Source organism: Natrinema gari JCM 14663, from assembly GCF_000337175.1.
Lineage (GTDB): Archaea > Halobacteriota > Halobacteria > Halobacteriales > Natrialbaceae > Natrinema > Natrinema gari.
This window is the reverse complement of sequence record NZ_AOIJ01000052.1, coordinates 75,452-100,361: the sequence shown is the minus strand read 5'-3', so window position 1 is coordinate 100,361 and position 24,910 is coordinate 75,452. Positions and strand designations below refer to the sequence as shown.

Sequence of the window (24,910 nt, the reverse complement as noted above, 5' to 3'; positions counted from 1 at the left end):
AGCCGGTCGGGATGGCGGCTCCGGACCGACAGCGACGAGGAGCGATCCGCGAGCGAGGCGCTTTTGCGACTCCTCTCGAAAACACGAATATGGATCTCACCCATCGCCCCCGGCGGCTCCGACAGGATCGCGTTCGCGACCTCGTCAGCGAGACGCGCCTCGAGCCCGCCGATCTCATCGCGCCGGTGTTCGTCGATGCGACGACCGACGAGCGCGTCCCCATCGAGTCGATGCCCGGCCATGATCGCGTGCCGATCGACGGGATCGTCGCCCGCGTCGAGGAGGTCCTCGAGACCGGCGTCGAGGCGATCATGCTCTTTGGTATCCCGGAATCGAAGGACCCCGAGGGGAGCCGCGCCTGGGCCGAGGACGGCGTCGTGCAGGAGGCGGTGCGACGGATCACCAGCGAGACGGACGCCTACGTCATTACCGACGTGTGCCTCTGTGAGTACACCGATCACGGTCACTGCGGCCCGCTCGAAGAGGAGCTACGCAGCGAGGACGGGGTCGCTGCGGACGGACCGGCCTGCGAACCGACGACGACCGTGGACAACGACGCGACGCTCGCGGCACTCGAGAAGATCAGTATCTCACACGCTCGTGCGGGCGCTGATATGGTCGCCCCGAGCGGGATGATGGACGGGATGGTCGGCACCATCCGGTCGGCGCTTGACGACGCGGGATTCGACCACGTCCCGATCATGAGCTACGCAGCCAAGTACGAGAGCGCGTTCTACGGCCCGTTCCGGGACGCCGCCGACGGCGCGCCCGCGTTCGGGAACCGCCGGCACTACCAGATGGATCCCGCGAATTCGCGAGAAGCCATGCGGGAGGTTCAACTGGACGCCGAACAGGGTGCGGACGTGATGCTGGTCAAACCCGCACTCCCGTATCTCGACATCATCAGCACTGTCCGCCGCGAGTTCGACCACCCCGTCGCCGCCTACAACGTCTCCGGCGAGTACGCCATGCTTCACGCCGCCGCCGAGAAGGGCTGGCTCGACCTCGAGGCAGTCGCCACGGAATCGCTGCTGTCGATCAAGCGGGCAGGTGCGGATGTAATCGTGACGTACTTCGCCGAAGACGTTGCACAGCAGCTGTAGGGACGGTATCGACCGCTGCTGATTCGCTCGTGTGAGTCACCGAAGCGAAACCGACCACTTTCTGCCGCTGGGAACGGCCGATTAGACGAACGTCAATATCATTCTCGGATCGCGTGACGGGGCGGCAATATCTGCCGCGCGCGAGCGCAGTCGCGTCGGGACGGCCCGTTCAGGCGACGATCCAGGGGAAGCCATTCGATTTCAAGCTGTTCGACACCCGGTCCCGGTTGACAAACTGGTAAAATATAACTGCCGCTCGAAAAAGTCGTGAGTTTCAATGCCCTTATACACATTAAACCTGCTTTAGCATTGGACGGACAAACCTATTACAGCAAATATTTCGCCCATTCATCAACGCTAATGCTTAAATAGAGTAGAGACAATCGACTTGAACGTGATTAAGAGGACGATCATGAACGGAGCTGCACTAAAAGAGAACGATCGTATGGTGAATGAGGGCAGCAGTGACCGGGAGAGAGGGGTGGGCGTCTGATGGAGCCGACGCTCCTGCAGACCGACGTGGACCCACAGGTTATCGCCGACGGAGTCAATCTCCTGTGGGTGCTGGTCGCGACCTTCCTGATCTTCTTCATGCACGCCGGCTTCGCCATGCTCGAGGCGGGGCAGGTGCGCTCGAAGAACGTCGCCAACCAGCTGACGAAGAACCTGTTGACCTGGAGCGTCGGGGTCGCCGTGTTCTTCCTGATCGGGGCGGCGATCTCCGGCGTCGTCGGCGGCGATGGGTTCTCGCTGACGTTGGCCGCCGAAAACCCGAACGCGTGGGTCGACTGGCTGTTCGGTGCCGTCTTCGCGATGACGGCGGCGACCATCGTGTCGGGAGCCGTCGCCGGCCGTGCGAAACTTCGCGCGTACGTCGGCTACACCTTCGTGCTGGCCGCGGTCATCTACCCGGTCGTCGCCGGGATGGGGTGGGGCACGGCAGGACCGCTCACTGCGGCTGGCGTGCTCGGTGACGTTATCGGAACCGGGTTCCACGACTTCGCCGGCGGGATGATCGTCCACGGGATGGGCGGCATCGCCGGTCTCACTGCTGCCTGGGTGCTCGGTCCGCGCATGGACCGGTACAACGACGACGGCAGTGCGAACGTCATTCCCGGCCACTCGCTGACCTTCGCCGTGCTCGGAACGCTCATCCTCGCGTTCGGCTGGTACGGCTTCAACGTCGGGACCGCAGCGACCGTCTTCGAGGTCACCGAGTCCGGAGACCTCGCGCTCGCTTCCTTCGCGACCGTCGGCCGCGTCGCCCTGACCACGACGCTCGCGATGGCGTGTGGTGCGATCGGAGCCGGCCTCGTCGCGTGGCTCAAGACCGGCAAGGTCGATACGCTCTACGTCGCGAACGGCCTGCTCGCCGGTCTGGTCGGCATCACCGCGATCCCCGACACCACTGCGTGGTGGGGCGCGTTCGTCGTCGGCGGCATCGCCGGCGCGCAGCTGCCGATCGTCTTCGAGTTCGTCGAGGACTCCCTGAAGATCGACGACGTCTGTGCGGTCTTCCCCGTCCACGGCTCTGCGGGTATCATCGGAACGCTCCTGTTCCCGTTCGTGGCGGCACCGGGCGTCGTCGATAGCGTCGGGGCCGCGTTCGCGGCGCAGCTCGCTGGCGTCGCCGTGATCACCGTCTGGACGGTCGCTGCGACCGCAATCGTCTTCGGCGCGTTCAAGATCGTCGGACAGGCCCGCGTCTCCGAGGAACACGAACGCGACGGCCTCGACGTCTCCGAACACGGCGTCGACACCTACCCCGAGTTCGGCCAGCCCGACATCGCCACCGATGGCGGCCACACGGAGGGGAGCATCCGTTCCGACGGCGGCGAGCCGAACGACGGGCGGATCAAGATGGTCACCGCGATCGTCCGTCCCGACCGCCTCGGCGCGATCAAGCAGTCACTGGCCGAAGCCGGCGCACCGTCGCTGACCGTCACCAACGTCTCCGGTCGCGGCTCCCAGCCCGCGAAGAAAGGCCAATGGCGCGGCGAGGAGTACACGGTCGATCTCCACCAGAAGGTCAAAATCGAATGCGTCGTCGCCGACATCCCCGCCCAGGAAGTCGTCGATGCCATCCGCGAGGGTGCCGAAACCGGCGAACCCGGCGACGGCAAGATCTTCGTCATGCCCGTCGAGGGCGCGACGCAGATCCGCACCGGCAAGACCGGACCCGACGCCGTCTGAATTCGGGCCGCGGCCGACCGTGCGGTCCCCGTCGATTCGATCGGGGACGCCGGAAATCGATGCGGTCCCGTCCGGTTCTCGCGGTTTCTCGAGCGACCACGAGCGGCGGGTGATCGGCCGCGGGAACGACCCCACGCGCACACGTTCGGCAGCTCCGCCGGCGGGTCGGCGTCGAACCTCGGTACTACTTTGCCCCACGACTGCGAAAGACCGCGCATGACCGAGGATAATTCACGCGAGCTGTACGACCGGGCGCTATCGGTGATGCCCGGCGGCGTCAACTCCGCGGTCCGCGCGGCGATCGAGCCCTATCCGTTCTTCGTCCGGAAGGGTGAAGGCGGTCACGTCATCGACGCCGACGGGAACCGCTACATCGACTGGGTGATGGGACTCGGCCCGCTGCTGTTGGGTCACGACCTCCCCGAGCCGGTCCAGGCCGCCATCCAGCAGAAGGCCAGCGAGGGACCGATGTACGGCACGCCCACGCCGGTCGAAGTCGACCTCGCGGAGTTCGTCGTCCGCCACGTCCCCAGCGTCGAGAAGATCCGGTTCGTCAACTCCGGGACCGAAGCCACCACCTCCGCCGTGCGACTCGCACGGGGGTACACCGGCCGGAACAAGATCGTCGTCATGCAGGGCGGCTACCACGGTGCCCAGGAGTCGACGCTAGTCGAGGGCGACGCCNCCTCCGCCGTGCGACTCGCACGGGGGTACACCGGCCGGAACAAGATCGTCGTCATGCAGGGCGGCTACCACGGTGCCCAGGAGTCGACGCTAGTCGAGGGCGACGCCGCCGATCCGAAACCGTCCTCCGCGGGGATTCCGCAGTCGTTCTCCGAGCACACCCTTCCCGTCCCGTTCAACGACGAGGACGCCATGCGCGAGGTCTTCGAAGAACACGGCGACGACATCGCGGCAGTCCTCACCGAACCCATTCTGGGTAACTACGGGATCGTCTACCCCGAATCGGGCTACCACGAGTTCCTCCGCGAGATCACCGACGACCACGGCTCCCTGCTGATTTTCGACGAGGTCATCACCGGCTTCCGCGTCGGCGGGCTGGGCTGTGCACAAAGCGAGTTCGGCGTCACGCCGGACCTGACGACGTTCGGCAAAATCATCGGCGGCGGCTTCCCCGTCGGCGCGATCGGCGGTCGCGCCGAAATCGTCGAGCAGTTCACGCCCTCCGGCAACGTCTTCCAGGCCGGCACCTTCTCGGGGCACCCCGTCACGATGGCCGCCGGCCTCGAGACGCTGAAGTTCGCCGCCGCGAACGACGTCTACGACCACGTCAACGGGCTCGGCGACCGACTCCGGCACGGGCTGACCGACATCGTAGCCGATCAGGCCCCCAGCTATACCGTCACCGGAACCGATAGCATGTTCAAGGTAATCTTCACGCGGGACGGGCCAGGTCCGGACTCGCTCGAGGAACAGTGCGAGGCCGGCTGTCGGCAAGACCCGACCTGTCCGCGCTACGATTTCTGTCCGAAAAACGCCGCGGACGTCAAAAACGCCGAGACGGAGCGCTGGCGGCGCATCTTCTGGGGCGAAATGAAAGACCGGGACGTCTTCCTCTCGCAGAACCAGTTCGAGTGTCAGTTCGTCAGTTACGGCCACACCGTCGCGGACGTCGAGGAGACACTCGAGGCGTACAAGGAAGCGCTCTGACCGCGTCCCGGTCGACTCCTCCTCGACGCGTTTCGCGGGCCTGCTGCCGACACCGGCCTCAATCCGACCCGTCGCGACAACGCGGCTCATGGGGCCGCTCGAGCGTCGAACGGCGACAACGGAACGGAAGCGACGACATCAGTCGTCGTCGCTGACCGGATCGGCCGGGCTGCGGTCGCCGAAGATTCGGTCGGCGATGACGTGACCGCTCGTCTCCTCGGCGGTCGCCTTCCGCTGGAAGAGGAGTTTCGCAACGACGTCCCAGGCGAACAGGATCGCTCCGAGGATCAACAGCGTATCACCGGGCATACGCAGCCAGAACAGCGTCTGGATGAGCCCGCCGTTGTAGAACTCGAGGCTCCGCGAGGCGGCATACCCCTGTGTGAACGCGGTCTCGAGTTGGAGGAGGCCGACGGGGAGCAACGACAGGACCAACATCACCGCGAGGCCGAGGTTGCACAGCCAAAACGACCAGCGTAGCCGGCGTTCGGACCAGTGGGTGTTACGGGTAGTCACCCGGAGGATGTAGACGGCCATCCCCATCGCGAGGAAGCCGAACGCGCCGAACATCGCGCCGTGGGCGTGGGCGACCGTCAGGTAGGTCCCGCTCTCGAAGTAGCTGATCACCGGCAGGTTGATGAAGAAGCCGATCACGCCGGCTCCGAAGAAGTTCCAGACGGACGAGGCGACGATGAAGTAGAAGGCCATCCGGTAGGGGAAGTCCGTTCCGGCGGAGTCCATCGCACGGTACTGTCCCAGCGCCTCGTAGAGGATAAAGAGCAGCGGGATGAACTCGAGAGTCGAGAAGACGCTCCCGATCGGCAGCCAGACCTCGGGGAGGCCGGCCCACCAGTAGTGGTGAGAGACGCCGATGATGCCGCTGCCCATGACCAGCGCGGCCTGGAAGATGACGGCCTTCTCGGCGGATTTCTTGGTGAGGAGGTTCATCGAGACCAGCGTCAGCGCGATCACGACGATGATGAAGAACTCGAAGACGCCTTCGACCCACATGTGGACGACCCACCAGCGCCAGAACTCCGTCATGACGAAGTTCGTCTCGGGCGTGTAGAGGAAGCCGGCCATGAACAGCAGGCCGATCGACCCGCCCGCGTAGACGATCATATGGGCCAGCCCGTAGTGGGGTTCGCGGTCGAGTAACGGTTTGAACCCGCGTGCGACGAGGGCGGTCCAACCGAGGAAGCCGACCAGCAGGCCAGCCTGCCAGATACGGCCGATCTCGACGTACTCAAGTCCCTCGTTGCCCAGGAGCCACCAGAGTTGCCCGTCGAAGACGTTGTTGATACCGAGCCAGATACCGGCCAGGCCGCCGACGGCGACGACGAGCAACGCACCGATCAGGCCCTTAACGTAGAGGGCCTGCTTGCGCGGTTCGTGGCCCGTCAACAGCGGCGCGAGGAACAGTCCGGCACCGAGCCACATCGTGGCGATCCAGAGCACGCCGAGGTCGACGTGCCAGGTCCGGGCGATCGACCACGGGAGCCACTGGAGGATATCGAACCCGATCAGTTCGCGGAGGCCGAAGAAGCCGTCGCGCTCGATGTAATAGTGGGCGAGCAGACCGCCGAGGAACGTCTGGAGAACGAACAGCACCGCCCCGATGAGGATGAATCTGGTACTCAGTAGCTGACTCGGGGTCAGATCGATCTCCTTTGGATGGGGGATCGAGACGCCCCCGGCCTCCGGCTCGGGGAGTTCGACGGCCTGGTAGAGCCAGATCGCGATCCCGGCACCGGCGACCAGCAACACCATCGCGATGACGCTCCAGGTCATCACGGCCCCGCCGGCGTCGTTACCCGCGGCCGGCGAGTACGGGAAGTCGTTCGTAAACGAGACGTCGGTTCCCGGACGGTCGGTGTGGGAAATCCAGGCGGTCCACAGCGCGAAGTCGGCGAACTGCTCGGCCTCTTCTTCGGTCGGAATCAGTCCCTCCTGAATCCCCCGTTCGCGGTCGCCCTCGTGGTACGTCTCGACGTAGTCCTGACGCACCTGCTCGTGGGCGTACGTCTCCGCCGCGGAGTACTCGACGTGCTCGCCGTGGGTACTCGACTGGAGTTCCTGGCGAACCGTCTCGTCGATCGCGGCCTGTTCGGGCGTCTCGAGGTCCTCGTAGGCCGTCTCGTACGTTTCTTGCGCGTAGTAGTCGCGCATGTAGTCGGTCTTCAACTCGAGGGTATCGGCCGTGTAGTCGACGTCGTAGTAACTACCGCGGCCCAGCATCGATCCCTGGTTCATCAAGCCGTTCTCCTGGAAGACCGCCTTCCCGGACTGAACGTCGTCGCTCGTCGCGACCGTTTCGCCGTCCGGACCGACGATCGTATGAGGGATCTCCGGTTCGTTCTCGTAGGAGAGCCACGCCCCGCCGCCCATGACGACGAGGTTCACGACGAAAATCGTCGCGAGAAACATGGCGAGTTGTTTTCTGGATATCTGCATGACAATCGTAGCTCGAACCTGAACCCCCCTCAAATAAGCCAGTAGTTCCTACAATATGGAAGAAGGTCCGAACACGTTCGCAGGCGCTATTAGGGGACGTGAGTTCGTAGCGATCCCCGCAACTGTCCGCCGATCGACGGCGGTCGAGGGCTCCGACCCGCTCCCGGAAGCGGGACGAACAGAACCAGTCAGTCCGCAGCCGTGACGATCGCGTTCTGATAGCTCGCGATTTCCTCGAGAACCGACTCGCGGTCGGCTTCGTCGACGTCGAAGTCGGCGAGCGCGTCGTCGAGGTGCGTCGCGATGGCCTGGAAGTCCGCCGGCGTGATGCCCATGTCCGCATGCACGGCTTCCATCTCGCCGCCGTCGTACTCGACCGGACCGCCGGTGACCGAACTGATGAACTGGGCCTGGTGTGCGCGCTGTTTCTGCATATCGACATCGTCGAAGTAGCCGGCGACCTGGTCGTCCGCCATGATGCGGTCGTAGAATTCGTCGACGACAGCCGTAATCGCGTCTTCACCGCCGAGTCGCTCGTAGAGGGTGTCTGCCATTCGGTCGAACCATCGGCCGTCAAATACTATAAATAGCACCCCGAACGTGTTTCGCGAAAATGCTGTGTGACAATCCCAACCAAGTGAGTTTGGAGCCAACGCAGCCGTTCCATCGCGCAACTCGATTCCGCGCCGGTGGAAATAGCGCGCGCGTTCCCGCGTCGGACAAGCGTACGCTTTTCATACTCGAGGCACCGACTGCACCCTATGAGAACGCGTGGGACATTGCGACTGGCGACGAGGGGGTCGACACTCGCCCGGCGACAGGCCACCCTGGTACAGGAGGCCCTCGAGGACCGGCGGTACGAGGTCGAACTCGTTACCGTGGAGACGACGGGGGACCAGATCAGAGACGAATTGATCCATCAACTCGGGAAGACCGGCGCGTTCGTCCGCGAACTGGACGAACGCGTCCTCGAAGGGGAACTCGACGCCGCGATCCACTCGATGAAGGACATGCCGACCGAGCAGCCCGCGGACCTCGTGACCGCCGCGGTCCCCGAACGGGGACGGCCCGGCGACGTCCTCGTCACGCCCGACGGGACGACGCTCGAGGAACTGTCATCGGGCGCGACCGTCGGGACCTCGAGTCTTCGCCGGCGCGCACAACTGCTCTCCGAGCGGCCGGACCTCGAGGTCGAGCCGCTGCGCGGGAACGTCGACACGCGCCTCGAGAAGTTGCTCGCGCCCGCGTTGCAAGCGGAACACCAGGAGCGCTCGGAGGCGGACAAAGAGCGCAAGGGCAACACTGGCAACGAGGACTTCGAGCCCGAGTACGACCGTACGGTCGACGAGTGGTTCGACGATCTCTCGGAACTCGAGAAGGGCGCGCTCGGCCGCGAGGTCGAGACCGAGTACGACGCCATCGTCCTCGCGGGCGCGGGCCTCGAGCGCAGCGGACTCGCCCACTACGTCGACTATCAGGAGTTATCGACGTCGACGTTCGTTCCCGCACCGGGACAGGGGGCGCTCGCGGTGACCGCGCCCGACGGGGAGACGGCTCGGGACATTCAGACGCACATCGATCACCCGCGAAGCCGCGTCGAGACGACCGTCGAGCGGACGATTCTGTCGGAACTCGGCGGCGGCTGTATCGCGCCGGTCGGCATCTACGCGATCGTGCAGGGCGAGTACGTCCACACGAACGTCAGCGTCTTCGACCGCGACGGCGAGGAGTCGGTGACCGCCAGCCGGGACCTGCCGGTCGAGACGCACGCCGACGCCGCACGCGAGTTCGCACGGGACCTCGCGGACCGCGGCGCGGCGGAACTGATCGAGCAGGCTCGCGAGGCGGCCGGCGGCGACGACGGGACCGCCTCCGAGGAAGATAAGCCCGCGGGGAAATAGCTAGCGAGTACCGAATGTCAGACAACGCTAGCGACGTCGACTCGGGCACCGTCTACCTCGTCGGCAGCGGCCCCGGTGATCCCGACCTCCTGACCGTCAAGGCGAAGCGGCTGCTCGAGGCCGCGGACGTCGTCCTCCACGACAAACTTCCCGGCCCCGAAATCATCGACATGCTCCCCGAGGACCGCCGCGAGGATGTCGGCAAGCGTGCCGGCGGCGAGCGGACGCCCCAGTCGGAGATCAACGAGCGGCTGGTCGAACTCGCCCGCGAAGGCAACGCCGTCGTCCGGCTCAAGGGTGGGGACTCCTTCGTCTTCGGTCGGGGCGGCGAGGAAGCGGAGTACCTCGCGGCCCACGACGTGCCGTTCGAGGTCGTCCCAGCGGTCACGTCGGCGATCGGCGCACCCGCGGTAGCCGGGATTCCAGTCACGCACCGCGATCACGCCTCCTCAGTTTCCTTCGTGACGGGCCACGAGGACCCCACGAAGGAAGAATCGGCAGTCGACTGGGACGCCCTGGCCGCGACCGGCGGCACCATCGTCGTCTTGATGGGCGTCGGCCGGCTGCCGGACTACACGAAAGCGCTGCTCGAGGCCGGCATGGCTCCCGAGACGCCGGTCGCACTGGTCGAACGGGGCACCTGGCCCGGCCAGCAAGTCGCGACGGGAACCCTCGAGACCATCGTCGACGCCCGTGACGAGGCGGGTATCTCCCCGCCCGCGATAACGGTGATCGGCGATGTCGCCGGCACGCGCGAGTCGATCGTCGACTGCTTACGAACCGACTACGGGACAGCCGAGGACGAGGCGTAACCGATGAGCACCTCACCCACAGTGGCCGTCTTCCGCCCCGACGACGAGCGCCTCGAGCGGGCCGCCGACGTGCTCGAGACCCTCGGAGCCGAGCCGGTTCCGGATCCGATGCTGTCCGTCGACGCCACCGATGCGACGCCGCGATCCGATGCCGACTACGTCGTCTTCACCAGCAAAACCGGCGCGGAACTCGTCTCCGAGGCGGGCTGGAAGCCCGGCGACGAAACCGTCTGTGCCATCGGCCCCGCAACGGCCGACGCGCTCCGCGAAGAAGGGTACGCGGTCGATCTCGTCCCCGACGAGTTCACCTCGAGCGGGCTCGTGACAGCGCTCGAGAGTCGGGTCGACGGCGCGCGCGTCGAGGTCGCGCGCAGCGACCACGGCAGTGCGGTGTTGCTCGAGGGCCTCGACGACGCGGGCGCGTACGTCCACGAAACGATCCTGTATCGGCTCGTTCGGCCCGCGGAAAGCGGCCGCTCGGCCGAACTGGCCGCCGAGGGCGGGCTCGAGGCCGCCTGTTTCACCTCGTCGCTGACCGTCGAGCACTTCCTCGACGCCGCCGCCGAACGAGGGATCCGCGAGGACGCACTCGAGGGACTCGCGGGCGCGACCGTCGGCGTGATCGGCGAGCCGACAGCCGAGACCGCCGCATCGCACGGAATCGATGTCGACGTGGTGCCCGAGGAAGCCACGTTCGATGCGCTCGCTCACGAGACGGTCGCAGCGATCCCGAGTCGGAGCGAGTGACCACCAGTCCCCCGGGGTTACCCGTCCCGGGGAAGAATCGGCGATCGGGACGATTTTATTTATCGCCGACAGATGCGGTGTTATTCGTGACCGGTCGTCGGACCGTCCTCGGAAGATCGCCATCGGTTTGAGCGGCGCAGCCGGGTGTCTCGGTACTACCGGCGGCGACGACGTCGAACGACTGGAACCCGAACGGGAGTTGTGGTCGTTCGAAGCCGACGGTCGACTCCCCACGACTCCAGCCGTGGCGAGCGGCCGTATCCACGTCGCCAGCCTCGATCGGAACGTCTACGCGCTCGATCCGGAGACGGGCGAGGCTCACTGGCGGTTCGAAACCGACAACGCCGTCATCGCCGCACCAGCCGTCACCGACGACGCTGCCTACGTCGCGAGCAACGACGGCCGCGTCTATGCCCTCGACGTAACCTGACACGAGGCGTCCCGTCGCGATGACCTGATCGTACGCGAGGGCGTCGGCGACCTCGTCGTCCGTTCGACGAGCGACGGCCGGAATCGGTACCGTCACGAACCGCTCGCGAATATCGCGACTCACGCCTCGAGCAGCCGGAACGCGAGCAGGGCGGGCAGTGCGAATCCGAACGCGTTGACGCTTCCATGCCAGCGGATCATCTCGGGAATCGTGACGAGCGACGGCGTCCCGGGAAGGGAGGAGTATGCGAACGCGAGCGCCAGCGCCATCGTCCAGCACAGCGACAGCGCGGCGACGGCGAGCAACAGTCCCGGGAGTCGCGCCACCGTGGGGACGACGTCACGGAGCGTTCGCAGGGCGAACCCCACGACGCCGGCGGTGAAGGCGACGACGGCGACGACCTCGACCAGCGGCGAGAACGTGATTCCGATCGCGATCAAGAGGATGCCGGCGACGACGACGACCGTCGTCGCGGCCGTCGCTCGACCCGTGATCGTCGCCGAGAATCGTCCGTCCGATCCCGCCAAATGCCGCCCCGTCAGGCCGACGACGAGCGGCAACGCGAATCCGGCGTAGTGGAAGTGCACTCCCGTCAGGAGGACGATAGTCGGGGCGAACCGGAGGCTGACGCCCGCGGCGTGCAGACAGAGGAACGTCGCGGCGACCGGCACGTACAGCAGGCCGGCGTCGACCGCGAGTTCGGGCAGCGGACCGCCGCCGCGGTCGAGGAGCCGGCCGACTCCACACAGCGCGATCGCGCCGGTGACGCCGAGCCACGGGATGGTGAGTGCGACCGCGGCGAGCGACCCCTGTGGCGCGACGAGGGCAGCGACGAGCGCCAGGGCGGCCGGAAACTGTCCGACGGCGGCACTCCGATAGGCTGCTCGCAGGGGAGTCGCGTCTCGAGGCGACTCGAGGACGCCGAGGCCGAGGGGAACGACGACGAGCGCGGCAAGCCCCACGTACAGCGCCGGCGAGGAAAGGGGGAGTACGTCGCCGACCGTGCCGGCGACGACTCCCAGCCAGACGACGCCGCCCGCTGCCGCGCTCAGATCGGTCACGCGCCGCCCGGCGACGCAGGGTGGGGAACTCGCCGGTTGGCCGCCGGCTCGAGGGATCGCCGGCTCGAGGTCGGTCACGCGGTCTCACCCGGCAGGTCGATACCGCCGAGAGACCGTCGCGGCGTCGCGTCGCCGTCGGACGGTCGAAGCTCGTTTTCGAACGCGCCGACGTACCCGAAGACCGTCCCGAGGTGCGGGTTCGTGATCGACGCCGCGACGCGGAAGCGGTCGGCCTCGTCGTCGTACCAGTCACGGAGACGGCCATCGACCGACAGCGGGGACGGGAGCGCGAGGTATCGACCCCCAACCCGAAGCCACTGGGTGCCGATCGAGAGCGCCAGCGCCCCGTCTTCGGCATCGACGTGAACGTCGGCGGCGACGCGTCCGCGGTGGCCAAGCAGGTCGGTGAGACACCCTCGAGCAGGGTTCCACCGCAGCGTGTCCACGAACGTCCGGGGCGGCGACGTCTCGAAGCGCCGGCGGAGGGTGAGCGCCTCGTTGCCGTCCTCGTCGAGGAACGGCTCCGTGACGATCGTAAACGGGACGTCGGTCCCGCCTTCGGGAAAGAGAACATCGTCGAACGTCCCGAGCCAGAGCGCCGGCACCGCGAGGGGGTGTCGAGCGAGGTCGGTCATCCGTCCGACACCCACCGCTTCGCGTCCCGCGCCGGCCGTGAGACCGTATCGCTCCCGGATGCGGGGGTGAAGCGTCCGCCACGCCGGTCCGACCTCGCGCTCGAATAGTCCGGTCATGGGTCAGTCCCCGTCTTTCGCCAGGGACGCCGACAGCGTTCGGAGCGACGCCGGATCAGCGCCAAACGCCGTGACGTCGTTGTTCGCCGTCGTGTTGTCCAACTCGAGGACGCGATACTGGTCGCGACCGAACGGGATCCAGGGGAGCGGATCGATCACCGCCGCGAGAAGGGCTGCCAGCGCCATCGGAATCGGAACGACGACGCCGCCGCCCCGTATCAGCGTGACCGTCTCCGCGAGCGTGAGCCGTTCGGGACCGCCGATCTCGTAGCAGTGCCCGACGTGGCGATCGTCCTCGAGTCCGTCCGCAAGCATCGGTGCGAGATCCTCGACCCAGATCGGCTGGAGTCGCATCCGGCCGCTCCCCGGGAGCGGCGTGAACAGCGGCGGTGCCATCCGTTCGACGAACGGAACGAATGCACAGCCGTCGCCGAACACGACCGACGGTCGGTAAATGACCCACTCGAGGTCGGCGTCGCGAACGACTCGCTCGGCCCGGCGTTTCGCCCGGAAGTAGGCCGTCTCGACGCCCGACTCGACGCCAAGACCGCTCAACTGGACGAATCGCTCGACCCCGGCCCGCTCGCTGGCCGCCACGAGGTGCCGGGTGCCGTCGACGTGAACCGCCTCGTGGCTCCGTCCTCGCGGCTGCACGTGCGAGGGAAGCGCCACGAGGTTCACGACCGCGTCGTGCCCGTCGACGATCGCCTCAAGATCGGGATCGGTCACGTCGGCAGCGACCGTCTCGACGGCCGCTGGGAGGCCGTCCGTGTCGGGGGTTCGGGACGCCGCGGTGACCCCGTGCCCGCGATCGATCAGGACGCGACACAGCGCCTGGCCGACGAACCCGGTGCCACCCGCGACCAGAAGCTCCATACTGAATCTCGCCGGCATGAGATCTTAATTGTACTGACCCGTCGACAAGTCACTCGATCAACCACACGCTGGAACGAAGGGCAGTTCGATTCCCGTCGAGCAAACAACGCGACCGCAGTGTCTCCTCGCGACCCACAGGACCGCACCTTTATCCCCGAAGCCGCCCCAGGATTCCTCGATGGCAGGGCCGGTTCCCGAACTCGAGGATCGCGCGGCAGCGTGCGCAGAGCGGCTGTGCGAGGCCGATCGCGTGTTGCTCGCTTCCCACATCGACGCCGACGGACTCACGAGCGCCGCGATCGCCGCGCAAGCGCTCGAACGAGCCGAGATTCCCTTCGAGACGGTCTTCGAGAAGCAACTGGACGAGGACGCGATCGCCGCGATCGCGGCGGCCGACTACGAGACCGTTCTCTTTACCGACTTCGGGAGCGGCCAGCTCGACAGCATCGGCGACCACGAGGATGCGGGCGAGTTCACACCCGTCATCGCCGACCACCACCAGCCCGCCGATCGGGACACCGAGTTCCACCTCAACCCGCTCCTGTTCGGCATCAACGGCGCGTCCGAACTCTCGGGTGCCGGCGCGAGTTACGTCCTCGCGCGGGCGCTGGCCGACGTGTCCGACGCCGATCCGGAGCCGTCGGTTGCGGCCGATGGAGGGGCCGCTACCGCGTCGGGGACCGCGAACGCCCACGCAGACAACCGCGACCTCGCCGCGCTCGCCGTCGTCGGTGCCGTCGGCGACATGCAGGCTGCCGGCGGCGAACTCCACGGCGCGAACGAGGGCATCGTCGAGGAGGGCGTCGCGGCCGGCGTCCTCGAGACGGGGAAGGACCTCGCACTGTACGGCAAACAGACTCGGCCGCTCCCGAAACTGCTCGAGTACGCCACCGACGTCCACATCCCCGGCATCTCGAACGATGAGAACGGCGCGCTTCGCTTTCTCGACGGACTCGACCTCGAGTTGAAACGCGACGGCGAGTGGCGGCGCTGGGCCGATCTTTCGAACGACGAGAAACGGACGGTCGCCAGCGCGCTCGTCCGGCGGGCCGTCTCGAGCGGCGTGCCCGCGACGAAGATCGACGGACTCGTTAGCACGGCCTACGTCCTGAGCGAGGAACCCGTCGGGACCGAACTCCGTGATGCAAGCGAGTTCTCGACCCTGTTGAACGCGACCGCCCGCTACGAGCGGGCCGATGTCGGGCTGGGCGTCTGTCTCGGCGACCGAGACGGCGCGCTCGAGCGGGCGCGTCAACTGCTGCGCGAGCACCGGCGAAACCTCTCGGCGGGTATTGATCTCGTCACGAGCGAGGGGGCGACCCAGGAGGAGCACGTCCAGTGGTTCCACGCGAGCGACGAGATCCGCGAGACCATCGTCGGTATCGTCGCCGGGATGGCGATGGGGAATGCAGGGATCAGCCGCTCGAAGCCAATCATCGCGTTCGCCGAGAAAAACGACGAGGAGGTCAAAGTCTCCTCGCGGGGGACCCACTCCCTCGTTCGGCAGGGGCTTGACCTTTCGGTCGTGATGGGCGAAGCTTCCCGGGCCGTCGGCGGCGATGGGGGTGGCCACGATGTCGCGGCGGGGGCCACGGTTCCGAAAGGGAAAGAAGACGCGTTCGTCGACCGCGCCGACGAACTCGTCGGCGAGCAACTCTCCTAATCCCGACAGGCGACCGTGTCTCGAACCGGCTCCGAGAACCAAGTCCTGCAAGGTGGCAGCCGACCCGAGACGCGACTCAGGTCGATCTGTCCATCGAGGCCGGGACCGTCGGCAAGAGCGGCGCGCGCGAGGTGAACATATAGGCCGTTTTCCGCACCGCACCCTTCCCGTACTGGACGGCGCTCTTGCGGATCGGCGTCCGTTTCCCGCGGATCTGGGTCCGCCCCTCGAGGATGGCCTCGACAAGATGGGCACCGTCGATGTCGGCTTTCGTCGGGGTCGCCGTGTCGGGTGTCACGACGACCTCGGTATAGGCTTTGCCGACGTTCGGCAGGTAGTGGGCGTCGCTGGCACCGATCTGTGGATAGTCGCGGCGCTCGGCGAACGTCCGGGCGCGGCGGTTGCGGTAGCCGGTAAAGACCATCGAGTTGTAGGTCTCGATCGCGTCGGCGTCCTCGATGGTACCTTTGCGGACACCGTGTCGGCTGCGCTGGAACGGATGGGGGACGATCGCAACCCCGCCGCGTTCGCGGACGGTTTCGACGGTCTCCATGAACGGTTGCCCGGGGTCGGGCCGCGTCTCGACGCCGATCGCCAGCAGATGGCCGTGTTGCGTCGAGACCTCGACACCGGGGATGCCGACCAGCCCGTAGTCGGGCGCGAGATCGGCGGCGCGCCGTGATTCCTCGATCTCGTCGTGGTCGGTGATAACGACACCGTCGAGTCCGATATCGGCGGCGTGCTCGAGGATGAGTTCGATCGGTTCGTGCCCGTCGTAGGAGTCGTCGGAGTGGACGTGAAAGTCGATCGCGAACGTGATCTGAGTTGTCATAGGGGCCAGCGGTGCAGCGGGAGCGCTACCATCAATAATTCGTTATCCCGCATAAACACTGTGCTGCCACCGGCAGTAACGACTCGGTCGAAATTCAATATAGCATTACTTGGTTTATGTCCCACATCGCCCGTCCCCAAGGTCGGACGCTCGAGGGCCCGAGACGGGGCCACGCGGTCGAAACCGATCGAACGACCGTCGTACCGGTACCGACGACGGGTCTCGGCCGAAAACCGGTTCGACGCCGCACTTCGATGGCGGCACGGGTTCGAGTGCCCATCGCAGTTCGATATTCGTCCGTCACACCCTGGGTTCGATGACCGTGGATGGCACGAGAGCGGCCCGCTCGAGAGCAGTTGCTTGCGGGTGAGTTCGAGCGTCTCGATAGAACCGTGGGACACCTCATCGGGGAACTCGTCGATCCGGGCCGGAGCGGAGCCGGCCCGATGTGGCCGACCCGCGTGCCGGCCGAAATCAGGGGGCAGTAGCCGGCCGCCGGTCACCCGAACCAACCGCGTCGCCGCCGACGGCTTCGGAGTCGCGTGATGATGACATCGGTCGCGCCGCTTCGCGAGGCGCTGGTGGTGTGGCCGCGTTCAAGGCGGTCCTGGGGGTTCGTTCGTCCGCACCGAAGCGACGATCGGTTAGCCGTGGGTTGGTTCGGTGGACGAACCGCTCGCGTCCGGTCGCATCACCGGCGACGCCGCGAGTAGTCCCAGAAGCCGTGCGGAACTCCGTCAGCGGCGCACGTGCTCGAATTCCGGAGCTGGAACGGCGGAGCGGATCAGCTTCTCACCCGGTAGTAAACTAAATGACGCTATATAGAATTGCGGCCAGCGTGCCAGGAGTCGTCGCGGGGAGGGATTAGGTAGACCTAAAATCCGATGGACTTATCATGGTTTAGGTTAGCCTAAAGAATGAACGAGCGGTCCCCGATGGTTACCGGTGGAGCACGATTGTGGCAAGGGCCACAATCCAGCTCTCGTCGGCGCGAGCGGTCGGGACGGCCGCGACGAAACCCGAATACGACTGGAGGAAACCCATGGTCGGAACGACACTTCGCGACATTCGAACCCACATCGAACGACTGGCCAGCGACGACGGGGAGTACTACGTCGTCTGTGCGCGCTCCGGCGAACGACCCGTCCCGGTCGCCGGGCAGCGGTTCGCGACTCGGGCCGACGCGGCCGACGCCGCGCAAGCGACCGAACAGTACCGCGCCGCGCTCCGGCGGTACGATCCGCAGTTGCCGTTTTACGATCCGGTCGTCTGTCAGGAACGGCCGGCGGCCACGGACACAGACGGGCGGGCGGCCGAAGCGCCCCAGGATACCACACAAGGGGTCGCAAACGACGAGACCCACACCACCCCGCCGTCGGTCGATCGGGACCCCTGGGACGACAGCCCGCTGATCAGTTTCTGCCACGACGTCTCGGGTGCCGTCTTCGAATCGCTCTCGGCCCGCGACCACGAGGCCGCCGAGCGGGCGATCATGGAGACGTATCTGGCCGCCGCCGAAGCGACGACCGACCGGAACACGCTCTGTCTGGTCTTGCTCGAGACCATGGCATCCGAGCTCGAAGCACACCTCGAGACGGCCGAACGGATGCAGGTGCTGCGGGCGGCGGCGACGAACCTCTCGCCGGTCGAACCGGCGGCCGATCCGGTGGCAGCGAGCCTCGCCTTTCTGGACTCGTTATCGCTGATCCGGGAGTACGGCGTGACACGGAATTCGACGAGCGGGACCGACGACGACATCTGGACCGTCTCCCTGCGGGGCTACGCGATCGAGTGTGGCGAGTCCCGGTTTCCGACGCTGCCGATCGGGATCGATATTCTGCGACGGTCGGGCACGCCGAGCGAACCGCTGGGCGTGACCGACGTCACCGCGCTCGGTGAGGGCGACTGGCAGTTCGTCCTGCGAAGCGATGCGACGGCGAGCGGCCTCGTCTGTACGTGGGGTGAGAGTCGATGACCGGATCGACCGCCGTGCATCGGGCACTCGACTGTGTCGACGAGGAACTGGCAGCCGTCGAGCAACGGGACGCAGCGTTCGAGGCGTTCGCACGGCGCGTACGAGAAATCCCGGCGGAGAGTCTCGCAACCGCCCGAACCCAGCAAGCGGTCGCAGCGACGCCGGCGATGGCGACGACGGTTCAGACCGGGCGATCGACCGCGACGGGCGAGCGCTGTGTCACCGTTCGGGAGACGTTCGCCGAAACCGTCCGTCCCTACAGTATCGCCGACTGCGAGACGGACGAGTCGCTCACCGAGACGATCGCCGCGGAACTGAGCGAAGACATCGCCGTCGCACTCGCATCGGAAACGGGCTGGACGCCGCCGCTCAAACGGGCCGTCCTCGAGAAGATCGAGACCAGGCGAACGGAAGCAGACGTCGTCCAGCAGACGCTCCGGAACGAGCGGGAGACGCTCGTGGACGCCCTCGACGAGATCGACGAAATCCTCGCGTGGCTCCAGTCGATGGCCGACGAGTCACTCCTCCAGTGTGACTTCGAGACGTTACGGGAGCACCACGATCGACTCGCGACCTATCGGGATCGACTCGAGACGCTCACGACGGACCGACAGGCGCAGTTTACCCGCTCGACGAACCGCTACGGACCGGGCGGGACCCGGTATCGAACGCTAGTCGAATCCGTCTACTCGGACTGTTCGGCCCGCTACCCGCTGCTCTCGAGCGCGACGCGGCTGTACGGGATCTGCGGTGACTGTCAGCGGACGGTTCGAGCGCACCTGTCGCGGCGCGTGTAAGCCACCGGGACGCGACCACAGACCTCGCGGCTACTTCGAGGACGCGGGCATCCCGCTCGGCACGAGAGCGGAGAGCGAGACGCTATGGAGGACCTCACGGACCGCGAACGGGTCGTCCGCCGTCGAGACCGTGTCGTGAATGCGGTGCATACACTCGAGCAGTCCGTCGATGGCGGCTCGCTGTGTCGAGACGCGGCCGATCGACTCCGAGACCGCGCGGTCGGCAAGGAAATACCGATAGCGAAGCTCCCAACACCGACAGAGACCGAGCCCCGGATGCGACCGGTCGGCAGTGGTGGCCTCCGCGATCAGTTCGATCGGGGGACGGCTGTGCCGATAGGTGAACCGTTCGTCACGGCAGTCGGCGAGTCCCCATCTCGGCGGAAGCGCTTCCGGCGGGATGGGGTCCTGTGTAGCAGCCATGTACGTTCGGTATCGCCCAGACTGGGGGTGTCCGTTCCGCTTGCAAACGCGTGGTCCTATATACCGTTCCGCTACTACGGCAGCAACCTGTCACGTTTTCGGGTCGGCACGGTCGGTCCGCGATGCGAACGTGATTCTGTGCGGCCGATCCGGACCGCGGCATGCCCGCGAGGCGAGGGGGATCGTCCGACTTTTGTCTCCGCCAGCGCTGGACTCGAGTATGGCCGACTTCGATCCCGAGAAGTTCGAGGACAAGTACGCCAACTACTTCCCCGAACTCCAGCAGGCGTACAAGAACGCGTTCAACCGGATGAACGACCGCTACGACTCCCAGCTCGTCCACGCGATCGACCAGGAGGTGTTAAACGAGAGCGAACCGTTCTACGAGGGCGACGGCGAGTTCCGCATCGAACTCCCCGACGAACCATACGAACGGCTCTCGGGCGTACTCGTGGAAGAGGAGCGATTCGACGACGTCTTGGAGACACACGTCGAGGAGATCGAGACCGAACTCCGGCGAGTATTCGGGTTCAACTAAGCGATTACCCGTCGCCGACGCCGGCAGGCGAACATGGAGGACGGAAGGTTTAGGGGGGCTGATACCCAAGGGATTTCCATGAGCACCGAGACCCAGAACGACGGGGACGACCTCGAGGACCGCGTGACGAACTTCCTGCGGCGGAACTTCCCGCAGATCCAGATGCACGGCGGCAGCGCAGCGATTCAGGACATCGACCGCGAGAGCGGCGAAGTCAGCATCGCCCTCGGTGGTGCCTGCAGCGGCTGTGGGATCTCGCCGATGACGATCCAGGCGATCAAGAGCCGGATGGTCAAGGAAATCCCCGAAATTGAGAAAGTCAACGCGTCCACCGGCATGGACGGCGACGACGAGGAGATGGGCGGCATGAGCCCCTCGTTCCCCGGCGAGACCGTCGACGACGACGGCGGCAACGCCGACGAAGGACCGGAAGCACCGTTCTAACTCGTCCTCGTCCAGCGACGGTCGAACGCCGGTTTGATTGGGTTTCTATCGTGACCACGGAGCTTCGGCTCCATGAGCCGTCGGCATAGTCGGGGATCCCCGAGAAGAGCGAGCGGGGACGGCTCATCGCACGTCGCGGCCGCGCTCCCAGGTCTGGACCAGTGTTGTGAGCAGCCGGTTCGTCGGCACCTCGAGTCCCAACTCGGCCGCTCGATCGACGACGTGGCCGTTGATCGCATCGATCTCGGTGCGGCGTTCGGCGAGAACGTCCTGGCGCATCGAGGACGTGTTCGTGGCCGTCGCTTCGGCGACGGCGTCCATCGCGGACCGCGCCTCGCGGTTCGAGAGGGGGACATCACAGGCACGGGCGACGCGGGCCGTCTCCCGGACGGCCGCCCGCGAGAGGCCATCGGCCGGGTCCTCGAGCACGGCTCCGTTTTCCGTCGCGGTCAGGGCTGTCACCGGGTTGATGCCGGCGTTGACCGCGAGTTTCTCCCACAGTCGTCGGGGCATATCCTCGGCGACGGTCGTCTCGAGACCGGCCGCCGCGAACGCCTCGCCGATGCGGACCGCAAGCGTCGACGGGCCGCCCGCTCGCGCACCGAGAACGACCTCGCCGACGCCGGTACAGTCGACGACGCCCGGCTCTCGCAGGACCGCCCCGTAGGTCGCCGTCCCGGCGAGGACCGGGCCCTCGAGTCGCGCCGCAAGCGTCGCTTCGTTTCCCATGCCGTTCTGGAGCGAGAGAACGCCGTCGAACGTTCCCATCGCGAGCCGTTCGGCGGCCGCTGCGGTATCGAACGACTTGACCGTCACGACGGCTAGATCCGCCTCGAGTCCGGTTCCGTCGGTCGTCGCCGACGGAAACACGCGATCAGGGGCATCCGCTACCGCCCCTTCGAGCCGCAGTCCCGAGTCGCCGACGGCGCGGGCATGGGCCTCGCGAGCGACGAGCGTGACGTCGTGCTCGCGGGCGAGCAGCCCGCCGACGAGACTGCCGAGACTTCCGGCACCGAAAACGACGATGTCCATGGCTCGAGGTGGTGCGAGCGCGATGATAACGGTTACTGTCGGCGGCCGTGTGCTCGAGACGCCAAAAGAGCCGCCCGTGGATATGACGGCGGAGCACAACCGACCGCGACCGTCCGTCGAGTCCGAACGGACTGTCCGAGCGAGTTGCGGGCAGTGCGCACAGCACCGACCGGGGCCGTTCACGTGTGGATGGACGGCTGCCGTGCGATCGACTGTGGAGCGACGATCAGTGGTGTCGATCGTCGCGACGAAGTGCCAGCACGGCTGCGAGCAGCGCGCCGATCGTCACGGTGATGCCAAAGCCTGGCATCCCGTCGTCGCTGCTGATCTCATTCGACGCTTCGTCACTGGTATCGCTGGGCGTATCGTCACCGCTCTCGGACATGTCGTCACTGCTCTCGTCGGACATGCCGTCACCGCTCTCATCGGACGTGTCCTCGTCGGTTTGCCCACTGCTCAAGCTCTCGTCGTCCGTCCCACCGGCAGCAACGTCTTCGGGTTCCTCGATGATCCGGATGTCCGCTTTATCCGTACTATCACCGTCGTTGGTTTCGATGGTATAGGTACCGGGTTCGATTCCCTCGGTGTCCAGTGTAACGTTCCACCGACCGTCAGCACCCCACTGTTCGGTCGACGCGAGATCGAACTGAGAGACCGACGGACCGTCAGTGACCTCGACCGTGATGGTGTTATCGTCGGGCTGGCGGTTCGTGGCGCCAGAGACGGTCATGGCTTCCCCGGCGACGACCGTGCCCTCCCCAGCGCTGGCGCTCGAGACGTTCTCGATCGTGGTCTGTGGGTCGGTGTATCGGAACTGGAACAAACGGGAGATGTCGTCGCTCCCCGAGTCTCGCGTCGTTTCGCTCGCGATTCGCTCCATGACCTGCTGTTGGGACGTGGCCCCGGCGTTGAGCTGCTTGTACATGCTCACGAACTGTTGTTCGACGGTACCGCCATCGACGCTGTCGACCGATCCGTCCCCGGGGATGTTGTCACGGCCCTTCGAGTAGACGCTCATATAGACCGTCCCCTGGCTGATGCTGGTATCAGTGCCAAGCTGTGGCCCGAGGTTATTTCCGACCTGAATGTCCTCTTCCTCGAACACGTACTCCGAGTCGGTCGAGATCGGTATCCGATCGTACGTCCCGCGCGGACCGTAGAAGGACACGTATACCGAATCCTGGCCGGGAGCGGTCCCGCGGATCGAAAGTGTCTCTCCGTCGGCGACTTGGCCGTCGATAATACTCACGTGGTCGACGGTTAACCCGCCCTTGACCACACGCAACGACGAAGTGGCACTGGTCCCCTGGTTGAACTCCGACGTGGAAATGGTGTTCTCGTCGTCCATCACCTCGTCAGCATCCGACTGGTCAATGACACCGAAGCGGTACGTGCCGGACAGACTGAGGCTGTCGGAACCGGCCCCGCCGTCCCTGGAGAGCACGTAGTCCTCCTTTTCGAATGTCCCGTCGGAGTCGACGGCGATCCCCTGCTCGACGAGTTTCCAGTCGGCAGTATCGCGGACGAAGACCGCGACTTCGTCGGACCCGTCCGCGGTACCGTTGATATCGATTTCGGACCCGATGATGTAGGAACTGTCGGGGTTCTCGATCGCGATATCGCCTTCCGAAACCTCGAGCGAGACGTCATCGGTGGAGTCTGCATCGTCATCGACATCGGCAGCATCGACGCCAGTATCGTAGACATCTACGTCAACGGAACTGTCGTCGAGGTACTGCGTTTCGATCTGGCCGACGGCCGTCGTGCCGGCGATCCCGACTTCGGCCCATACGAAGTCGACGTTCTCAGTGTCGGCGCTATCGGGATAGACGCCGACCGCTTCCGTATCGTCGACGTTCCGAAAGACACTCTCGGCATTGTCGGCAGTGACGCCCTCGCGGAATTCGGAGCGGTCGATCGCGACGAGATGGGTGTCGCCATCGCTCCCCCCGCTGACGGTGTACTCCACGTTGTCGCCACGAACGGCACTGTCGGTGCCGAGTTCGAGACCGAGATCGGCATCGGTCCGCAACTCGACCGTTGCGGTTTCGACCGCATCGCCGGCGTCGAGGTTCCCGGCACCCTGTGCGGTGACCGTGTATTCGCCGGCGTCCTCGGTGGAGAGGTCCAACCCGACGCTACCGCCGGTTTCCTCGATCGTAGTGTCATCGAGGACCTGGTTCGTGATGTCAGTACCGCTCTCGTCTTCGACGGAGATGTCGATGTATTCCACGTCGTCGAAGGTGTACTCCACGGCAACGTTCATGTTGTCGGCGTCTTCGGTCGAGATACTCGAGCCGTCGACGGCGTTGACGCTGCCGTCGTCGTACACGTTGTTGATCGTGAGACCCGTCACGCGCGGGGTAGTGACAGTCACGGTGTTCCCGTCACCGTCTCCGTACGTGCCGGTGAGCTGCGTATCCGGAACAGGGGGATTGAGTTGCTTACCCTCGGCACCGCCGTTTTCCACACCGGTCAGCGTGTCTCGAGCGAACTCATCGGAGAACTCGAAGTCGTCTTCGCCCTGGTAGACGATGTCTCCGGGGTAAACCGTCTGATGATCGTGATATCTCGCGTTCTGTGCAGCCGTTGCCCCGCCGACAAACGCCGCGGACATCGCAACGACGGAGAGCACCATCATCGCAGTGAGGAGCACTGCCCGACCCTTCTCGCGGACAGGTACCGCGTCAGTTTCGTTCATCGTTAGATTCCAGTGCTGGGTTTCCTGGCCGTACGTCGCCTCGTCTTGAATGGCCTCGAGCGGGGTCGTTGCGATCCGGACTCCCTGCCCTCGGCAAGCACGAACGTGCGCTCCCGATCGGTTTCACTCGGTGCCTCGGCAATAATTGCGTCTTTGATTGATAATAGTTCACTCATGGCGAACCGTTTCGCGGTGCGTAACGATTGTTAATAATACTATCGATTTACACAACCAATATTCATGAAGGAAATGCACGCGGACGATGCGCACTCGAGGAAACCGATCGTCCGGTCACTCGGTCAACGTCAGGTACTCTGTTCGAGTAATGATCACAAGCGGCAGAAGAGGACTCAATATCGTCCAATTGGTAACGGGCGTATTCGTCGCGTTGCTACTGGAGTTCCCGCCTCTCGACGGTGACCGACGGAACGACGACGCTCACTACTCACTCGAAACACGACTCGAGTCACTGAGGGGGAGAGTTCAGTGTCATCGGGAGAGTCCG

Annotated in this window: 22 protein-coding genes; 13 read left to right on the top strand and 9 right to left on the bottom strand. The window is 65.6% G+C overall.

Annotated features, from left to right (window positions below; genetic code table 11):
* The first annotated feature begins 89 nt into the window (after nucleotides 1-89).
* The 3 genes from hemB (at nucleotide 90) to hemL (ending at nucleotide 4,967) form a co-directional block, all read left to right on the top strand.
* On the top strand, nucleotides 90-1,103 hold the full coding sequence (gene hemB, locus C486_RS11600) for a porphobilinogen synthase (RefSeq protein WP_008456300.1): 1,014 nt from the start codon (nucleotides 90-92) through the stop codon (nucleotides 1,101-1,103).
* A gap of 492 nt (nucleotides 1,104-1,595) precedes the next feature.
* Complete coding sequence (locus C486_RS11595; protein WP_008456299.1) at nucleotides 1,596-3,296, top strand: ammonium transporter; 1,701 nt, start codon at nucleotides 1,596-1,598, stop codon at nucleotides 3,294-3,296.
* A gap of 216 nt (nucleotides 3,297-3,512) precedes the next feature.
* On the top strand, nucleotides 3,513-4,967 hold the full coding sequence (hemL, locus tag C486_RS11590) for a glutamate-1-semialdehyde 2,1-aminomutase (protein ID WP_008456297.1): 1,455 nt from the start codon (nucleotides 3,513-3,515) through the stop codon (nucleotides 4,965-4,967).
* A gap of 138 nt (nucleotides 4,968-5,105) precedes the next feature.
* On the opposite strand, the gene C486_RS11585 is transcribed toward hemL, so the two are convergent.
* The gene (locus tag C486_RS11585; protein WP_008456294.1) at nucleotides 5,106-7,421 is read right to left on the bottom strand and encodes a nitric-oxide reductase large subunit; all 2,316 of its coding nucleotides are present in this window, start codon (nucleotides 7,419-7,421) and stop codon (nucleotides 5,106-5,108) included.
* Nucleotides 7,422-7,609: 188 nt separating this feature from the next.
* Nucleotides 7,610-7,975 (bottom strand): group I truncated hemoglobin, encoded by a 366-nt coding sequence (locus tag C486_RS11580; protein ID WP_008456291.1) that lies wholly within the window; start codon nucleotides 7,973-7,975, stop codon nucleotides 7,610-7,612.
* 207 nt (nucleotides 7,976-8,182) lie between these two features.
* On the opposite strand from C486_RS11580, the gene hemC reads away from it, so the two are divergent.
* From hemC to C486_RS21930, 4 genes are all read left to right on the top strand, one after another.
* Complete coding sequence (hemC, locus tag C486_RS11575) at nucleotides 8,183-9,322, top strand: hydroxymethylbilane synthase (RefSeq protein ID WP_008456290.1); 1,140 nt, start codon at nucleotides 8,183-8,185, stop codon at nucleotides 9,320-9,322.
* 14 nt (nucleotides 9,323-9,336) lie between these two features.
* A complete protein-coding gene (gene cobA / locus C486_RS11570; RefSeq protein WP_008456287.1) occupies nucleotides 9,337-10,134 on the top strand; it encodes a uroporphyrinogen-III C-methyltransferase in 798 nt (265 codons plus the stop codon).
* Between the two features lie 3 nt (nucleotides 10,135-10,137).
* The gene (locus tag C486_RS11565) at nucleotides 10,138-10,881 is read left to right on the top strand and encodes a uroporphyrinogen-III synthase (RefSeq protein ID WP_049910468.1); all 744 of its coding nucleotides are present in this window, start codon (nucleotides 10,138-10,140) and stop codon (nucleotides 10,879-10,881) included.
* Nucleotides 10,882-11,008: 127 nt separating this feature from the next.
* The gene (locus tag C486_RS21930; protein ID WP_193787473.1) at nucleotides 11,009-11,311 is read left to right on the top strand and encodes an outer membrane protein assembly factor BamB family protein; all 303 of its coding nucleotides are present in this window, start codon (nucleotides 11,009-11,011) and stop codon (nucleotides 11,309-11,311) included.
* Nucleotides 11,312-11,430: 119 nt separating this feature from the next.
* On the opposite strand, the gene C486_RS11555 is transcribed toward C486_RS21930, so the two are convergent.
* The 3 genes from C486_RS11555 to C486_RS11545 are packed head-to-tail and all read right to left on the bottom strand — an operon-like array spanning nucleotide 11,431 to nucleotide 14,000.
* Entirely contained in the window at nucleotides 11,431-12,450 is a 1,020-nt protein-coding gene (locus C486_RS11555; RefSeq protein ID WP_008456282.1) for a YndJ family transporter, read from the bottom strand.
* Nucleotides 12,447-13,124, bottom strand: a complete 678-nt coding sequence (locus tag C486_RS11550) for a DUF4166 domain-containing protein (RefSeq protein ID WP_008456281.1) — start codon at nucleotides 13,122-13,124, stop codon at nucleotides 12,447-12,449. The genes C486_RS11555 and C486_RS11550 overlap by 4 nt, the downstream gene beginning before the upstream one ends.
* A 3-nt stretch (nucleotides 13,125-13,127) precedes the next feature.
* Nucleotides 13,128-14,000 (bottom strand): complex I NDUFA9 subunit family protein, encoded by an 873-nt coding sequence (locus C486_RS11545; RefSeq protein ID WP_008456278.1) that lies wholly within the window; start codon nucleotides 13,998-14,000, stop codon nucleotides 13,128-13,130.
* Nucleotides 14,001-14,178: 178 nt separating this feature from the next.
* Between C486_RS11545 and C486_RS11540 the strand changes: the two genes are divergently transcribed.
* The gene (locus C486_RS11540) at nucleotides 14,179-15,663 is read left to right on the top strand and encodes a DHH family phosphoesterase (protein ID WP_008456276.1); all 1,485 of its coding nucleotides are present in this window, start codon (nucleotides 14,179-14,181) and stop codon (nucleotides 15,661-15,663) included.
* Between the two features lie 76 nt (nucleotides 15,664-15,739).
* Here the strand turns inward: C486_RS11540 and C486_RS11535 are convergent, their stop codons facing one another.
* A complete protein-coding gene (locus C486_RS11535) occupies nucleotides 15,740-16,495 on the bottom strand; it encodes a CehA/McbA family metallohydrolase (RefSeq protein WP_008456274.1) in 756 nt (251 codons plus the stop codon).
* A 326-nt stretch (nucleotides 16,496-16,821) separates the two neighbouring features.
* On the opposite strand from C486_RS11535, the gene C486_RS21330 reads away from it, so the two are divergent.
* The 3 genes from C486_RS21330 (at nucleotide 16,822) to C486_RS11525 (ending at nucleotide 19,267) form a co-directional block, all read left to right on the top strand.
* Entirely contained in the window at nucleotides 16,822-16,983 is a 162-nt protein-coding gene (locus C486_RS21330) for a hypothetical protein (protein ID WP_160164296.1), read from the top strand.
* A gap of 554 nt (nucleotides 16,984-17,537) precedes the next feature.
* Nucleotides 17,538-18,470 (top strand): DUF7551 domain-containing protein, encoded by a 933-nt coding sequence (locus tag C486_RS11530; protein ID WP_008456272.1) that lies wholly within the window; start codon nucleotides 17,538-17,540, stop codon nucleotides 18,468-18,470.
* Complete coding sequence (locus tag C486_RS11525; protein ID WP_008456270.1) at nucleotides 18,467-19,267, top strand: DUF7260 family protein; 801 nt, start codon at nucleotides 18,467-18,469, stop codon at nucleotides 19,265-19,267. Before C486_RS11530 ends, C486_RS11525 begins: the two co-directional genes overlap by 4 nt.
* A gap of 30 nt (nucleotides 19,268-19,297) precedes the next feature.
* Here C486_RS11525 and C486_RS11520 read toward each other — a convergent pair whose 3' ends face one another.
* The gene (locus C486_RS11520; RefSeq protein ID WP_008456268.1) at nucleotides 19,298-19,690 is read right to left on the bottom strand and encodes a hypothetical protein; all 393 of its coding nucleotides are present in this window, start codon (nucleotides 19,688-19,690) and stop codon (nucleotides 19,298-19,300) included.
* A gap of 220 nt (nucleotides 19,691-19,910) precedes the next feature.
* Here C486_RS11520 and C486_RS11515 point away from each other — a divergent pair, with 220 nt between their 5' ends.
* Both C486_RS11515 and C486_RS11510 read left to right on the top strand, forming a co-directional pair.
* On the top strand, nucleotides 19,911-20,228 hold the full coding sequence (locus tag C486_RS11515; protein WP_008456266.1) for a DUF5783 family protein: 318 nt from the start codon (nucleotides 19,911-19,913) through the stop codon (nucleotides 20,226-20,228).
* A 78-nt stretch (nucleotides 20,229-20,306) separates the two neighbouring features.
* Entirely contained in the window at nucleotides 20,307-20,672 is a 366-nt protein-coding gene (locus tag C486_RS11510; protein ID WP_008456264.1) for a NifU family protein, read from the top strand.
* Between the two features lie 123 nt (nucleotides 20,673-20,795).
* Here the strand turns inward: C486_RS11510 and C486_RS11505 are convergent, their stop codons facing one another.
* A complete protein-coding gene (locus tag C486_RS11505) occupies nucleotides 20,796-21,704 on the bottom strand; it encodes a ketopantoate reductase family protein (protein ID WP_008456263.1) in 909 nt (302 codons plus the stop codon).
* A gap of 226 nt (nucleotides 21,705-21,930) precedes the next feature.
* On the bottom strand, nucleotides 21,931-24,405 hold the full coding sequence (gene csg, locus C486_RS11500) for an HVO_2072 family ArtA-dependent S-layer glycoprotein (protein ID WP_049910464.1): 2,475 nt from the start codon (nucleotides 24,403-24,405) through the stop codon (nucleotides 21,931-21,933).
* Nucleotides 24,406-24,910: the final 505 nt, after the last annotated feature.